The sequence below is a fragment of the Actinoallomurus sp. CA-150999 genome (assembly GCF_050942425.1).
Taxonomy (GTDB): domain Bacteria; phylum Actinomycetota; class Actinomycetes; order Streptosporangiales; family Streptosporangiaceae; genus Actinoallomurus.
In genome coordinates, this window is sequence record NZ_CP192063.1 from 7,049,064 (window position 1) to 7,062,731 (window position 13,668).

The 13,668-nt window shown below is 71.7% G+C and carries 14 protein-coding genes; 5 read left to right on the forward strand and 9 right to left on the reverse strand.

Features of this window, described 5'->3' with window-relative positions; genetic code table 11:
* Positions 1-156 precede the first annotated feature (156 nt).
* Positions 157-1,290: a VWA domain-containing protein gene (locus ACQP2O_RS32640; protein ID WP_433191235.1), complete on the forward strand. Its 1,134-nt coding sequence runs from the start codon at positions 157-159 to the stop codon at positions 1,288-1,290.
* 90 nt (positions 1,291-1,380) lie between these two features.
* On the opposite strand, the gene ACQP2O_RS32645 is transcribed toward ACQP2O_RS32640, so the two are convergent.
* Together ACQP2O_RS32645 and ACQP2O_RS32650 are read right to left on the reverse strand one after the other, a co-directional pair.
* A complete protein-coding gene (locus ACQP2O_RS32645) occupies positions 1,381-2,247 on the reverse strand; it encodes a chitosanase (RefSeq protein ID WP_433171782.1) in 867 nt (288 codons plus the stop codon).
* 344 nt (positions 2,248-2,591) lie between these two features.
* Entirely contained in the window at positions 2,592-3,806 is a 1,215-nt protein-coding gene (locus ACQP2O_RS32650) for a cytochrome P450 family protein (RefSeq protein ID WP_433171784.1), read from the reverse strand.
* A 254-nt stretch (positions 3,807-4,060) separates the two neighbouring features.
* Between ACQP2O_RS32650 and ACQP2O_RS32655 the strand changes: the two genes are divergently transcribed.
* On the forward strand, positions 4,061-4,723 hold the full coding sequence (locus tag ACQP2O_RS32655; protein WP_433171786.1) for a class I SAM-dependent methyltransferase: 663 nt from the start codon (positions 4,061-4,063) through the stop codon (positions 4,721-4,723).
* Between the two features lie 148 nt (positions 4,724-4,871).
* Here the strand turns inward: ACQP2O_RS32655 and ACQP2O_RS32660 are convergent, their stop codons facing one another.
* Positions 4,872-5,411 carry a hypothetical protein gene (locus tag ACQP2O_RS32660; protein WP_433171788.1) on the reverse strand — a complete coding sequence of 180 codons (540 nt, stop codon included), beginning with the start codon at positions 5,409-5,411 and terminating at the stop codon, positions 4,872-4,874.
* Positions 5,408-6,136, reverse strand: a complete 729-nt coding sequence (locus ACQP2O_RS32665) for a 2OG-Fe(II) oxygenase (protein ID WP_433171790.1) — start codon at positions 6,134-6,136, stop codon at positions 5,408-5,410. Before ACQP2O_RS32665 ends, ACQP2O_RS32660 begins: the two co-directional genes overlap by 4 nt.
* Positions 6,137-6,423: 287 nt before the next feature.
* Here ACQP2O_RS32665 and ACQP2O_RS32670 point away from each other — a divergent pair, with 287 nt between their 5' ends.
* Complete coding sequence (locus ACQP2O_RS32670) at positions 6,424-7,167, forward strand: hypothetical protein (protein WP_433171792.1); 744 nt, start codon at positions 6,424-6,426, stop codon at positions 7,165-7,167.
* Positions 7,168-7,180: 13 nt separating this feature from the next.
* Here ACQP2O_RS32670 and ACQP2O_RS32675 read toward each other — a convergent pair whose 3' ends face one another.
* Positions 7,181-7,495, reverse strand: coding sequence for a 3-oxoacyl-[acyl-carrier-protein] synthase III C-terminal domain-containing protein (locus ACQP2O_RS32675; RefSeq protein WP_433171794.1), 315 nt, complete (start codon positions 7,493-7,495; stop codon positions 7,181-7,183).
* Positions 7,496-7,709: 214 nt separating this feature from the next.
* Here ACQP2O_RS32675 and ACQP2O_RS32680 point away from each other — a divergent pair, with 214 nt between their 5' ends.
* The gene (locus ACQP2O_RS32680) at positions 7,710-7,904 is read left to right on the forward strand and encodes a hypothetical protein (RefSeq protein ID WP_433171796.1); all 195 of its coding nucleotides are present in this window, start codon (positions 7,710-7,712) and stop codon (positions 7,902-7,904) included.
* Between the two features lie 323 nt (positions 7,905-8,227).
* Here the strand turns inward: ACQP2O_RS32680 and ACQP2O_RS32685 are convergent, their stop codons facing one another.
* The gene (locus ACQP2O_RS32685; RefSeq protein ID WP_280890652.1) at positions 8,228-8,683 is read right to left on the reverse strand and encodes a VOC family protein; all 456 of its coding nucleotides are present in this window, start codon (positions 8,681-8,683) and stop codon (positions 8,228-8,230) included.
* Positions 8,684-8,744: 61 nt separating this feature from the next.
* Between ACQP2O_RS32685 and ACQP2O_RS32690 the strand changes: the two genes are divergently transcribed.
* A complete protein-coding gene (locus ACQP2O_RS32690) occupies positions 8,745-9,761 on the forward strand; it encodes a helix-turn-helix transcriptional regulator (RefSeq protein ID WP_433171798.1) in 1,017 nt (338 codons plus the stop codon).
* A gap of 711 nt (positions 9,762-10,472) precedes the next feature.
* Here ACQP2O_RS32690 and ACQP2O_RS32695 read toward each other — a convergent pair.
* From ACQP2O_RS32695 to ACQP2O_RS32705, 3 genes are read right to left on the reverse strand one after another with little or no spacing between them, the layout of a single operon-like run.
* On the reverse strand, positions 10,473-11,900 hold the full coding sequence (locus ACQP2O_RS32695) for an acyl-CoA synthetase (protein WP_433171800.1): 1,428 nt from the start codon (positions 11,898-11,900) through the stop codon (positions 10,473-10,475).
* Positions 11,897-12,535 (reverse strand): TetR/AcrR family transcriptional regulator, encoded by a 639-nt coding sequence (locus ACQP2O_RS32700; protein WP_433171802.1) that lies wholly within the window; start codon positions 12,533-12,535, stop codon positions 11,897-11,899. The genes ACQP2O_RS32695 and ACQP2O_RS32700 overlap by 4 nt, the downstream gene beginning before the upstream one ends.
* 4 nt (positions 12,536-12,539) lie before the next feature.
* Positions 12,540-13,586 (reverse strand): alpha/beta fold hydrolase, encoded by a 1,047-nt coding sequence (locus ACQP2O_RS32705; protein WP_433171804.1) that lies wholly within the window; start codon positions 13,584-13,586, stop codon positions 12,540-12,542.
* Positions 13,587-13,668: the final 82 nt, after the last annotated feature.

Here is a 13,668-nt window from a genome sequence, read left to right on the forward strand (position 1 = left end):
GAAGCCCGGTGCGGGGCGGCATGCGAAGACGCCCCGGAAGCAGCGGCCGGGCAAGGACGGGCGGTCGGCGTACCCGAAACGGCGGCCGGGCGAGGAGAGATGGCGCGCGAGGACGGCCCGTAGGCGAGCGGAGGGCGAACGGTGAGCGAGGAGCGGATGCGGCGCTGGCGGATGGTGCTCGGCGGCGAGGCGGCCGAGTCCACCGGTGCGGCCCTCGCCGGTGACGACGCGAAGATGGACGGCGCGCTCGAGGCGCTGTACGGCACGCGGGGTGCCGGTCGGGGCGGCCGCGGTGCCGGGCTGGGCGCGTCCGCGCCGCAGGTCGCACGCTGGCTGGGCGACATCCGGACGCTCTTCCCCTCGACCGTCGTGCAGGTCATGCAGAAGGACGCCGTCGAACGCCTCGACCTGACGCGACTGCTGCTCGAACCCGAGATGCTGGAGGCGGTCGAGCCCGACCTTCACCTGGTCGGCACGCTGCTGTCCTTGAACCAGGTGCTGCCGGAGCGGGCCAGGGAGTCCGCGCGGGCGGTCGTCCGCACCGTCGTACGCCGGCTCGAGGAACGCCTCGCGCAGCGGACGAGGTCGGCGGTCGACGGCGCCCTCGACCGGTCCGCTCGGCGCCGACGCCCCCGGCGCGCCTCCGAGATCGACTGGGACCGCACCATTCGCGCGAACCTCCCCCACTACGTCCCGTCCCACCGGACCGTCGTCCCCGAGCGCCTCATCGGGTACGGCCATCGGCGGCGGGCCGTCGAACGCGACATCGTCCTGTGCGTCGACCAGAGTGGTTCGATGGCGTCGTCCCTGGTCTATGCCGGGGTGTTCGGCGCGGTCCTCGCCTCGATGCCGACGCTGCGCACGTCGCTCGTCGTGTTCGACACGTCGGTGGTGGACCTCACCGACCGGCTGCACGACCCGGTCGACCTGCTGTTCGGCAGCCGGCTCGGAGGCGGGACCGACATCAACCGGGCCCTCGCGTACTGCGAGCGCCTCATCACCCGCCCGAAGGAGACCGTCCTCATCCTGATCAGCGACCTGTACGAGGGCGGGGCCCGCGCGGAGATGCTCAGGCGGGCGGCGGCCCTGACCGGCGCGGGCACCCAGGTCGTGGCGCTGACCGCCCTCTCGGACCAGGGCGCCCCGGCCTTCGACCACGGAAACGCCACCGCCCTGACCGCCTTGGGCGTTCCGGCGTTCGCGTGCACGCCCGACGCGTTCCCCGACCTGATGGCCGCCGCGATCGAAGGCCGCGACCTCGCGGAATGGGCGGAGCGGGCCGCCCCCTAGAGGTTGGATCTTGTTCGCGCGGCCGGGCAGAGACGAGTCGGCTCTCGGGCGGCGGACCACCACGCCGCCGCCCGAGAGCCCGTCCGGTCCCTACTTCTCGATCGAGTAGCTGTCGCCGTACACCTTCCAGTGCAGCGGCGGATCGAGGTCCAGGTTGCCGGCCTTCAGGAAGACCCGCTGTTCGGTGTCGACCCGGCTGGTGTCGCTGTGGGCCTCTTCGTGCTTCATGGCGACCTTGCGCGCGTCGAGGAAGGCGTTGAGGTAGGTCACCTCGCTGCCGCCCTGGGCCGGGGTCTTGGCCTTCTTCATGGCCGCCGCCCGGATCCCGCCGAAGCTGTCGCCGTCGCTGCCGGGCCCGTGCATGACGATGGCGTCGTAGTAGATGAACTGGCCGAGTGCGCGCAGGCCGTCCTTCTTGGCCTGGTTGACCGCGGGGGTGAAGTAGACCCGGTCGCGTTCGTCGTCCTGGGCCTGCTGGAAGACCTTGTCCGAGGCGGCCTTACGCCAGTCCTTGGTGAAATTCGGGTCCAGGCCCTTATGCGAGGCGCTGCCGTTCACCTTTTTGAGTGCGGGGAGGTATTTGGCCAGGACGTTGCCGGGCTCTCGATCGGTGTACAGCTGGACGAGTTCGAGCATGTCACCGGTGCCGGAGCAGAACCCGATGATGCCTGCGGTGTAGCCCCGACCGTCTCCGATGTCCTCGATGTACTTGTACTGGGCTCGCCAGTCCAGCGAGGAGTTCTCCGCGCTGGACACCAGCTGCATGGCGATGTCCTTCTTGTGCGGGTCGGTGAGGTCGACGGCCGCGGCCGTGACGGAGCCGGCCTGGACGGCGTGCGAGACGGAGGAATGCCCGGTGCCCGCTTCGACGGCGGCCGCGGAGGCGAAGGCCACGCCCAGGGCGAGGACGACCGGGACGCTCCGTCGAGCGGACTTTCGGGTAAGTGGAAGGCGCATGTTCCTAACCGTTTCAGTCAGCTTTCTTGACATGCCGTTCACGGCTGGGGGCGCAGAACGGCACCGCACCATCGGCGGGCGATGGCGACTTGTCATGACAGGGCGATCGCCAATGCGTTAGGTAAGGTTCCTAACAAATCAGGATGAAAGCAGGCTCCGAAGGCGCTGTCAACACGTTCGCCGGATCGGAGAAGGCCGACTTCGGCGGCACCGGCCATTACCTTAAGAGAGGCTTATGCGCGGATTAAGGCCGCCCGATCCGGCTGACATCCGCCGCCCGAAGCGCACGGCCCCAACGGTCGCCGATCAGCGGACCGCCGACCCTTCGATGGATGGACGATCCGTCAGGCCACGACGACCGGCAGCGCGGTCAGCCCGTTGATGAGCAGGCCGGCCTGCAGGGTGAGATCCTCCGGGGGGACGGCCAGGCGCAGCTTCGGGAATCGGTCGATCAGCACGCCGAGCGCGATCCTGGCCTCCAGCCGGGCCAGCGGCGCGCCGAGGCAGTGGTGAATGCCGTGGCCGAAGGCCAGATGTGACGCCGGCTGCCTCGTGACATCGAGTCGTTCCGGATCGGCGAACTGGCGGGGATCACGATCGGCGGCCAGCAGGGCGGGCAGCACCACCTCACCGGCGGGAATGGTGACGTCGCCGATCCGCACCGGTGCCGCCGTCCGGTAGGGCGTCGCCACCTGCGCCGGGCCGTTGAAGCGGAGGAGTTCCTCGACGACCGCGGGCAACCGGTCGGGTTCGGCGCGCACCAGGTCGAGCTGGCCGGGATGGGCCAGCAGCGTCTGCATGCCGCCGCAGATCAGGTGGGCCGTGGTCTCGTATCCGGCGACGAGCAACAGGAAGACCATCGAGGTCAGCTCGTCCTCCGAGAGCCCGTCGCCGTCCTCCCGCACCGCGACCAGTCCGGAGATGAGGTCGTCCGACGGTTCGGCCCGCTTCTGCGCGATCAGTTCCCGGATGTAGGCGATCAACGAGGTCGCCGCGGCGACGAAGGTCTCGGCGGGGTGGACCGAGCCGTTGATGGCCACCTTCGTCCATTGCTGGAAGTCGCCCCGCCGGTCCGCCGGTACGCCGAGCAGCTCGCTGATCACGGTGAGCGGGAGGGGGTGGCCGAAGGTCGCCAGCAGGTCGACCGGCGCGCCATGCTCCCCCGCCGCCGAGACGTCGTCCAGCAGCCCGTCGACGATGAGCCGGATCTCCGGCTCCAACCCGTCGATCCGTCGCCGGGTGAACGCGGCGGACACCAGCCGGCGCAGCCGGGTGTGGTCGGGCGGGTCGGCGCCGAGCAGATGGTGGTCCATCGCCGCGGCGAGCTCGGCCGGGACGGCGTCGCGATGCGGGCCGTCACCCCCCTTACCCTTGATGATGTCGGGGTGGGTGAGCGCCTCGCGCGCCTCGGCGTAACCGGTGATCAGCCATACCGGGACACCGGTGAACAACGTGACCCGCTGTACGGGCCCCGCCGCCGCCAGTTCGGCGAACGCGGCATGCCGAACGGCCGACGTGGCCTCGACGAACGCCGAGGTGATCGCGGGCGATTCCGCCATGGTCAACTCCGATCGAGACCGTCGTCCGGCCGCCAGCCGGTGATCATGACGGTCCAACGTTACCGAAGATCCGCAACCCGCCCATTTCGCGAATCCGGACCGTCGGCCCGGCTCGATAAGCTGAGCCAGGTGAGGCCCTGTTCGACCGCCCCGCCGGGCCGATCGCCCCGCGACCGGTCCGCTCCCCGATCGCGCCATCGGCGCTCGGCTCCTCGACGGCCTCGAGGCGCCCGCATCGCGTCACGGAGCCGCCCGTGACCGGCGGACGAGCCGACACGGTCCGGACGCTGACCGGGGTCTCGGCGCCTCCGCTGGTCCCGGAGGTCTCCCTGCACCTGGCCGACGAGCCGTTCGCGGCCTGGGAGGCGACCCAGCGCGACCAGGCGGGCGCCGACCAGGCCGACCCCGATCTGCCGCCGCCGTTCTGGGCGTTCGCGTGGGCGGGCGGCCAGGCCCTCGCCCGGTACGTCCTCGACCACCCTTCTGCGGTGGCCGGGCGGCGCGTCCTGGACCTGGCCAGCGGGTCCGGTCTCGTCGCGATCAGCGCGGCGCTGGCCGGCGCGCGGTCGGTGACCGCCTGCGACATCGACCCGCTCGCCGCGACCGCGATCGGCCTCAACGCCGCCCTCAACCGCGTACGCGTCGACATGCTCACCGAGGATGTCCTGGGGCGCGACCTCGACGGAGTGGACGTGGTCCTCGCCGGTGACGTCTGCTACGACGCCGAGCTCGCGGACGCCATGATGACGTTCCTGCGCGCGCAGCGACGACGGGGCAGGGACGTCCTGATCGGGGATCCGCTGCGGCCGTACCTGCCGCGCGGCCTCACCGTCCTCGCCCGGTACGAGGTGCCGGGGACCGCGAATCTGGAGGAGCGGGCCGTCACCGCGGCGGCGGTGTTCACGATTCCCGCATGACCTCCGGACAGGACCGTCACCGCGGCAGTGTTCGTGCTTCCGGCGTGACCCCCGGCACCCGAGGCCGCTCCACGGCCTCCAAACACGAGCGGGCACCCGTACGGTCGCCCGGCCCATGTCCTCACCCGCCCGGCCGGTGTCCTCCCCGTCACCGCCGATCCGGGTACCGGGTGGTGATCCAGCGGTCCGCCGCCTCCCACGTCGCGCCGTCTGCGGCCACCCCGCGCAGTCCGCGCACCACACCGGCTCCGGCGAGTGCCGGGAGACGGGCGTCGTGGAGCGAGGCGAACGCGTACGTGCGCCGGGGGTCCCAGTCCGTGTCGTGCCGCAGCCGGCGGCTGAGCTGGGCGAAGCCGAGCGGTGCGGCGGCCACGACCCACGCGTCGGGCGTCTGCGCGGTCATCCGCCGGGCCGAGCGGAGCCAGGACGCGGCCCGCTCCGGCCAGTCCACCACCGCGATGATCTCCCTGCCGAGGGCCCGCCACGCGTCGAGGAACGCCCGGGCGGTGGCCGTGGACACGTCGTCGCGGCCGTGCCCGACGACCACCGCCTCGATCCGCGGCCGGTTCTCCTCCAGGAGGCCGATCAGGGCGGCGAGTTCGGCGTCGGTGTGCGGGCCGGGCGGCGGCGACTCTCCGTACGCCGCCGCCTCGGCCTCCGTGAGCCGCGGGGACCGGTACCCGGTCACGTGGCGTCGTGGAAGACGAGGCCCAGCGCGCGGCGGCGGCCCGACCGTACGGTGCTGACGCCGTGCCGTACGGCGCCCGCCGACCAGCCGCGCTTGGTGCGGACGGGCCGGTCGCGGGTGGTGAAGATGAGGCCGTGGCCCTGCCGGAGCACGGTGGTGGTGCCGCGCGACTGGGCGCGGGGCCGCTGCTCGACGAGCAGGAACTCCCCGCCGGTGTAGTCGGTGCCCTGCTCGTCCAGGCCGATGACGACCTGGAGCGGGAACACCATGTCGCCGAACACGTCGCGGTGCAGCGCGTTCCAGTCGCCCTGCCCGTAGCGCAGCAGGATCTGGGCGGACCGGTCCTGCCCGGCGGCGTGGCACATCGCGAGCCACTCGTCCAGGTCGTCGGGCCACGGCGCGGGCCGGCCGAGCCGCGCCGCCCAGTCGCGGGCGATGGCCAGCAGGTGCGGGTAGAAGGCGCGCCGAAGTTCGGCGACGGGCTCGGGCAGGTCGTGGGTGAAGTAGCGGTACTGCCCGGAGCCGAACCGGTGACGGGCCATGTCGACCGTCGTGCGGAACAGCTCCGCCCGCTCGTACAGTCCGGCGATGGCGCGGCACTCCTCCGAGGCCAGCAGCCGAGGCGTCAGAGCGCAGCCGTACTCGTCCAGCTCGGTGGCGAGGGCCGCCCAGTCCGCGACGTTGACATGCCGCCTCACCTCCGAAGCGGTGTGCTGTGAGGTCATACCTCCACTCTGTCGCGGAACCACCTCGCCGGACTGGCGGGAATCCGACACCACGTTCGTGGAGCGCCCGTCGGGATCGAACCCGTCGCCGTGGCGCACACAGCGGCCACCGGGATCACGGCCGCAGGCCCTGGCCGGAAACGGCCGCCGGGGCCCCGAGGGCCGGGACTACCTTCGGGCGTAGTCACGACGAAAGGTCGCCGCCCGTGCCCGCTCGCCCACGTAGCCCCCGGCGTCCGCACGCCACCCCGCCCCCGACTCGACGCGTCCGGTTCACCCGGCGCACCGTGGCCGTCATCGGCGCGATCCTCGTCGCGGCCCTGACGGCCGTGCTGACGGGCCTGCTGAACAAGGTCCTGGACAGCGGCGTCTCCCATGTGCGCGGCGACGACTCCGCCGCGCCCTTCGCCTGGACGGTCCGAGTGAACCGCGACATGTGCGCCGGCGCGACCCACTTCCGGGCATTAGCGTCGCTCCCGCCCCGCCCCGCCGACGGGCCGTTCGGGCTCACCGGCGTCGACAGCGGGACGGACGCCGCCTTCAGCGACGTCGCAATCACGTTCCAGGGCAAGACCGACGCCGCGACGGTACTGCAGGCCCTCCACATCGACGTTGTGAGCCGGGCCCGGCCCGCCGGGGCCCTGGTCGAGATGGTCGCCGGCTGCGGCGGGATGCTGCCGCGTTACTTCGCCGTCGACCTCGACCGCCCGCAGCCCCGTGCCGTCCCGAGTCCGGGGCGGCAGATGCCAGGGGCGGGGCCGACCGTGATCCCCGCCGTCCCGTTCCCCTACCGGATCTCCAGCACCGATCCCGAGGTCTTCCACGTGATCGCGGCCGCGCGCTCCTGCGACTGCCGGTGGCGTGTCCGGGTGGACTGGACGAGCGGCGACCGGAGCGGCACCGTCACGATCGACGACCACGGACGCCCGTTCCGTACGGTGGGGACGGAGAACGTCCCCGTCTACACCGCCGACGGCGGGCGCTGGGAGCGCGGCTCCGGGCCCACGCCCAGCGAGATCCCGGTGCGGTGACGCCCCATGGCCCCTACGGCAGGCCGGTCCACCGGATCACGGCGGCGGCCCACGTGTAGCCGGTGCCCGCGGCCAGGAGGAGGACGTGGTCGCCGGGCATGAGACGGCCCGCCCGGGCGGCGCGGTCGAGCGCGAGGAGCGGGTCCACGCCGCTCATGTGGCCGGTGTCGTCGAGGTACTCCGTGCGATCCGGCGGCAGGCCGAGCTCCTTGAGCAGGGCGTCGTGCAGGGAGCGCTTGACGTGCAGCGCGCACAGGAAGTCGGCGCGGTCCACGCCCGAGCGCGTCAGCGCGCCGGTCGCCGCCGCGACGAAGTTCGGCAGGCTCATGGGGGTGAACTACTCCCGGTCGCCGGACGTGCCATGGCCGCCCCCGTAGGTGCGCCCAAGGGCCGTTGCTGCCCAAGCCGCGGGCTGCAGGCCCGTCGGGAACAACGGAACCGCCTCGCGCTCATTGGCGATAGCGGACTGCCGGGCGGGGAGACAGCGCCATCCACCGTTCAGCTTCGTGGCCGCTGAGCGGGGTCGAACATACGCTGAAGTTGTGGCGCTGATGGTCGACGAGGAGTGGATTCGCAGTAACCGGTGCCCGCAGACGGCGATGGCCATTCCGGGCGGCCGCTGGGTGCTGTCGTGGCGGCCAGGCTCCTACCAGCTGCCTCAGGCGATAGCGGCGATGAGGCGGGCCGAGAACGGTGGCCTGGAGACCGATCCGGCTACCGCGACGTCGACGTCATGAGTCCCCCTCGAACGAGGAGAGGTGGCCGGCCACGCCCCGATTTCCACGCTACCCGCGCTCGACAATCCATCCCCAGCCCGAAGGAACTACGCCGCGCCGGCGGCGCGCGCCCACACGCAGGACCCGCGGCCGGTACGGGCCCGCCTCACCGGCCTCGGCAGCAGCACGCCGGGCGAGCTGACGCGGCGCCTGCAGAGCCAGGACCGACCAGCACGGCGCACCGGCGGCGCCGTCTGCGGGCACCTGCGGCCGGACCGCTCAGGTCCGCCGCGCCGCCGGTACCGTCGCCAGCTTCGCCGCCGGCATCGGCTACACCGCTCGCTTTACAGGCCTGCGTGCGGTGGCTTCGGTGTCCGGTTGCGCTGAAGCTGCCATGCCTCGGGTGTGACTGGCGTGTAGAGGTTGACAAGGGATCCGTCGGGGTCGCGGACAAGAGCCGACAGATTACCCCACGGCATCATGGTCGGAGGCTGAACGACATCAAGATCGTCGCCGAAATCGGTCGCAAGCCTCTCGTATACGGCGTTGGTGTCGTCGACGAGGAACTCGACGATCGCACTGTTGTTTGCACCCCCACGGGGCGTGTTGGTGGTGATGAAAGCGACGCGGGCGGAGCCGCTGACAGCGACGGTGGCTGAGGGGGTCACCAGTTCGACGAAATCCTCGGTGAGGTACTGCGGGGTCGCACCGGTGAGGGCCTTGTAGAAGCGGACGAGCCGCGGAATGTCATCGGTGATGAGACGGACGGAGGCGAGCTGCACTGCGGCTGAGGCGGTCATGTGGTCACCTTAGAATGAATACAGGTCATATTCCGCCCGGAAATGCCGCATCATCGCAGGTATGACCCGACCAACCGCACGCGTTCTCGCCTTGCTGGAGTTGTTGCAGACGGGAGGAACCCGCACTGTTGTCGACCTCGCCGAGCGCCTCGGAGTCGATCAGCGCACCGTGCGTCGCTATGTCGAGCAGCTACGCGAAATGGACATTCCAGTGGACGGGGTTCGCGGTCGGTACGGCGGCTACCGTCTGGCCCGTCACTACCACATGCCGCCGCTGATGCTGAACGACGAGGAAGGCCTTGCCGTGGTGTGGGCGTTGCTGGTCAACCAACATGCGCACAGTGGTCCGGTAACCCCGCTGGTGATGGAGACGGCCACGGCGAAGGTGCGCCGAGTACTGCCTGCCGCGCTCGCCCGCCGCATCGACGCGGTACTCCGGGCAGTGGACTTCACCGGTGAGCGACGCCCGGGCGCGGAAGACCACGACGACGCCGAAGCTCGTCCTGGTGCTGACGAAGGCGCTCAGACGCTGCTCGGTCTGGCTGAGGCAGCACGGGACCAGCGCCCGGTTGCGTTCGCGTACCGGACGCGTCAGGGGCATTCGGCTACGCGGCACGTACAGCCGCACGGCATCGTGGCGTACCGAAACCTGCTCTACCTCACCGGCTTCGACGCCGACCGCCAGGCGCAGCGTACCTACCGCCTGGACAGGATGGCCGATCTGCGGCTTCTGCCAGGCACCTTTGAAGCGCCCGCGAACATCGACCCAGTGGCCCAGGTGCTGGGACCACTGTCGGCGGCACCTTCGCGATACGACGTCTCCGTGCTCATCCGCGCTGATCCGGCCTATGTGCGGCGCTGGATTCCGGAAACGCTCGGGTCAGTTGCGCCGGCGTCTCCTCCCGATGCTGCGGACGGTCATGACTGGCTGCAGGTGTTTCTGCGGGCTGAACGCCTCGAGTGGGTCGCCGGCACACTCGCCATGCTGGACCGGCCCTTCATCATCCAACAGCCGGAAGCCCTCAAAACGGTGGTTCTCGCACTCGGACGCCGACTGGCTGAACGCTCCGCCCAGTAACGCGAAGTCACCGACGACGCGGAACGACTCGATGCCGCCCGCGGCCAGGACGACCTGATCGCGGGCGGCCTGCCCCAGACGCCGCCAGTGGTCGACGCTCAACGGCTCCAGGATGAGGCGGGCCGAGAACGGTGACCTGGAGACCGATCCGGCTACCGCGACGTCGACGTCATGAGTCCACCTCGAACGAGGAGAGGTGGCCGGCCACGCCCCGATTTCCACGCTACCCGCGCTCGACAATCCATCCCCAGCCCGAAGGAACTACGCCGCGCCGGCGGCGCGCGCCCACACGCAGGACCCGCGGCCGGTACGGGCCCGCCTCACCGGCCTCGGCAGCAGCACGCCGGGCGAGCTGACGCGGCGCCTGCAGAGCCAGGACCGACCAGCACGGCGCACCGGCGGCGCCGTCTGCGGGCACCTGCGGCCGGACCGCCATGGCCTTCCCCCAAGGTGCGATTCATGCGTGCGCTTGCCGATCCTCGCTTTCGCCTTCCCCGGCGCCGACCTGCCCGAATCACTGCCAGAGGCGTCAGGCATCTCTCGTCGTACAGATGGTGCGGCTCAGCGGAACTCCTACCGTGCCGAGCTCGCCGACGCACCCTCGGCAGGCCCGCAGTGTGCACGGCGGCCTGCGCACCGACCAGGATCACCGACGCTCTCGCGGCAAGACCACTGACGTTGCCGTGGCAAACCCACTGACACCCGGCGGCACTACCCACTGACGCTCTCACGGCACTTGGCAGATCGGGGCAGCGCCGCCACGAGCCGCACGTGCTTGGGCACCTTGAACGCCGCGAGACGCTCCCGGCAGTGCGCGAGCAGCCCGTCGACCGGAACGTTCCCGACGACGAAGGCGCATCCGGCCTCGCCCCAGCGTTCGTCGGGCACCCCGACGACCGCGACCTCGGCGACGCCGGGGAACGCGGCGAGCACCGACTCGACCTCGGCCGGGTAGACGTTCTCGCCGCCGGAGACGTACATGTCCTTCACCCGGTCGCAGATGCGGTAGAAGCCCTCCGCGTCGCGTTCGGCGACGTCGCCGGTGCGCAGCCAGCCGTCCGGGACGGCGTCCCGGGTCGCGGCGGGGTTCCGCCAGTAGCCGGGGAAGACGTTCGGCCCGCGGACGACCAGCTCGCCCCGCCCCGGCCCGTCCAGGGGCCCGTCCGGACCGAGGAGTGCCACGTCGACGTGCGGGTACGGCTTGCCCGCCCAGCCGGCCCGGGCGGCGACCTCCTCCGGGGGCAGGCACAGGACGTTCGGGGCCGCCTCGGTGAGTCCGTACCCCTGGGTGATCCGCACGCCACGCTCCAGCCAGGTGTGCAGCAGCGGCTCCGGCATCGGCGCGCCGCCGACGACCACGTACCGCAGCGACGACAGGTCGGCCGTCGCGAACTCCGGCCGTGCCGCCATGAACTGGTAGGTCGCCGGAACGCCCATCATCGTGGTCACCCGGCGCTCCGCGATGAGCCGCAGCGCCCGGCCCGGGTCGAATGACGGCTCGAGGACGACGGTGGCGCCCTTCCACCAGGCGAGCAGCGGCTGGACGTTCCAGCCGCCGACGTGGAACTGCGGGAGCACCTGCAGGACGGCGTCGTCCTCCCGCAGCTCGCAGCCCCGGTCGAGCGACAGGTTCGTCCAGAAGCAGTTCGCGTGGCTGAGCAGCGCGCCCTTGGGCCGGCCGGTGGTGCCGGAGGTGTAGACGATCAGCAGCCCGGCCTCCGGGCCGACCTCCCGTTCGCCGAGGACGCCGTCCGCCACCGCGTCGAGGCCCGCGCGGGTCAACTCGAGGACCGGCCCGGCGAAGGGCGGAACCGCGCGGCCGGGGGCGGCGAACAGGATCGACGGTTCGGCGTCGCCGACCTGATAGGCCAGCTCCGGCACGGTCAGCCGGACGTTCAACGGGACGAGGATCAGGCCGGCCTTGGCGCAGGCGAAGAACAGCTCGGCGTGCTCCGGCCGGTTGTCCGTCAGCGTCGCGACCCGGTCCCCCGGCCGGAGGCCGCGCGCGACGAGCCCGGCCGCCAGCCGCTCTGACCGGTCGTCCAGCTCGGCGTAGGTGGTCTCCTCGTCGCCGAACACGATCGCGGTCCGGCGCGGCGTCGTACGCGCCCGGTCGCGGATCCAGCGCCCGAGGTTCACGAGGCGCCGAGCCCGCGCCGGACGAAGGCGTACATCTCCTCGAAGACGTGCTCCGGCACCTCGCCCGCCTCGACGTCGTCCCGCCAGAGGATCCAGCGCATGCCGATCATCTCGCCGACGCCCATCAGCGCCCAGGCGACGACCTCCGGGTCGGCGACGGCGATCTCCCCGTCGTCCATCGCGCCGCGCAGCCCGGCGACGTAGCCGTCGGCGATCGCCTGGTAGTGCCGGCGGAGCGCGTCCGGCGCGGCGAACTCCGCCTGCCGGATGATGCGGTACAGCGCCGGATGCTCCGCGGTGAACCGGAAGAACCCCAGGAACCCGAGCCGTTCGGCCTCCGCGCGGGTACGGCCCTGCCGTGCGCCCTCGGACATCGCGCGGCGCACGCGCCGGTTCAGGTCGGCGACCAGCTCGTCGAAGATCTGCCGCTTGCCCTGGAAGTAGATGTAGAACGTGCCCTGCGCGACCTCGGCCGCCTCGGTGATCTTCACGATCGAGGCGTCGTGGTAGCCGAGGGCGGCGAACACCTGCTCGGCGGCGTCCAGCAGGCTGCGCCTCGTGCGCTCCCCCTTCGCGGACAGCGGCCGCCCGCGCGTGCTCGTGGGCGGTGGTTCCTCCTCGATGCGCCAGGCCATCGCGTCAGCCCGCCAGGTGCGCGTGGAGCAGCGCGGCGAACTCGTCCGGCCGCTGGGCGTACGGGAAGTGCCCGGTGCCGGTCAGCACCTCTTCCCGGTAAGTGCCGTAGCGGTCGAGCACCTGCCGGGTCTGCGCCTCCATGGGCTGGGCGGGGAAGGCGTCCTCGCCCGGCCAGCCGGGGACGTACCCGAGCGCGCCCAGGTGGCCGAGGTCGCACATCGAGGTGTCGGAGACGACCGCGTCCCGGTCGCCGTGCACCCACAGCACCGGGGCCCGGCAGCCCGACTCCGGGAAGCCGCTCCAGCCGAAGTACTTCGGCGACATCGTGTTGAGCACTCCGCGGGTGCCCGGGGCGGTGCCCGGCCAGTGCGGCGAAGTCGTCGCGTCGCCGGGGTAGTGGTCGTCGCCGACGCGGGTGCGCAGGATGCCGTCGAGCAGCTCCTCCTCGCTCCGTACGGCCTCGGCGCCCGGGAAGTAGAGGGTCCGGACGACGTTGCGCGGGGACACCGGGTGCGCGTCGGCCCGGTCGCCCTCCCGCATGAGTTTGACCAGGTCCGGGTTGGCGGTGCCGCCGCCCGATCCGGCGAAGTCCGGCGTGCACGGCGTGCCGTCGAGGCGGGTGCCGCCGAAGCCGTACGGGCTGACGGGCGCGACGAGCGTGATCGTCCGCGCGCGCTCGGGGTGCCGGGCGGCCAGGTCCATGACGACCCCGCCGCCCATGGAGTGGCCGACGAGGTGGACCGTCTCGAGGCCGAGCTCGTCGAGGAGCGCCACCAGGTCGTCGCGGAAGTCGCCGACCCCGCACGTCGCGTCGATCGGCGCCGGGTCGGTGCGGCCGAATCCGCGCAGGTCGGGGGCGATGCCGCGGTAACCGGGCGGCAGCAGCCGGAGCTGCTCGTCCCAGGCCGAGCCGTCGGACAGGTTGCCGTGCACGAACAGCACCGGCTCGCCCTCGCCGGCCTCTCGCGTGTACAGGATCGTGGGGCCTCCTTCGTCGGAGAAGCGACCCGTAGGGACTGCGCCTTCGATTCCCTCGCTCCGCTCGGTCATGGTTCCTCCCGACCGGCTCTTGACGGAGTACGCCGGCACCGCCAAATTAACAGGTGAATCACCTCTCATAAAGGGGCGGCGG

What these genes read in the sequence shown, in the direction of transcription:
- ACQP2O_RS32640 (WP_433191235.1), top strand. Translation starts at nt 157, where the DNA reads ATGCGGCGCTGGCGGATGGTGCTCGGCGGCGAGGCGGCCGAGTCCACC.
- ACQP2O_RS32645 (WP_433171782.1), bottom strand. Translation starts at nt 2,247, where the DNA reads ATGCGCCTTCCACTTACCCGAAAGTCCGCTCGACGGAGCGTCCCGGTC.
- ACQP2O_RS32650 (WP_433171784.1), bottom strand. Translation starts at nt 3,806, where the DNA reads ATGGCGGAATCGCCCGCGATCACCTCGGCGTTCGTCGAGGCCACGTCG.
- ACQP2O_RS32665 (WP_433171790.1), bottom strand. Translation starts at nt 6,136, where the DNA reads ATGACCTCACAGCACACCGCTTCGGAGGTGAGGCGGCATGTCAACGTC.
- ACQP2O_RS32675 (WP_433171794.1), bottom strand. Translation starts at nt 7,495, where the DNA reads ATGAGCCTGCCGAACTTCGTCGCGGCGGCGACCGGCGCGCTGACGCGC.
- ACQP2O_RS32685 (WP_280890652.1), bottom strand. Translation starts at nt 8,683, where the DNA reads ATGACCGCCTCAGCCGCAGTGCAGCTCGCCTCCGTCCGTCTCATCACC.
- ACQP2O_RS32690 (WP_433171798.1), top strand. Translation starts at nt 8,745, where the DNA reads ATGACCCGACCAACCGCACGCGTTCTCGCCTTGCTGGAGTTGTTGCAG.
- ACQP2O_RS32700 (WP_433171802.1), bottom strand. Translation starts at nt 12,535, where the DNA reads ATGGCCTGGCGCATCGAGGAGGAACCACCGCCCACGAGCACGCGCGGG.
- ACQP2O_RS32705 (WP_433171804.1), bottom strand. Translation starts at nt 13,586, where the DNA reads ATGACCGAGCGGAGCGAGGGAATCGAAGGCGCAGTCCCTACGGGTCGC.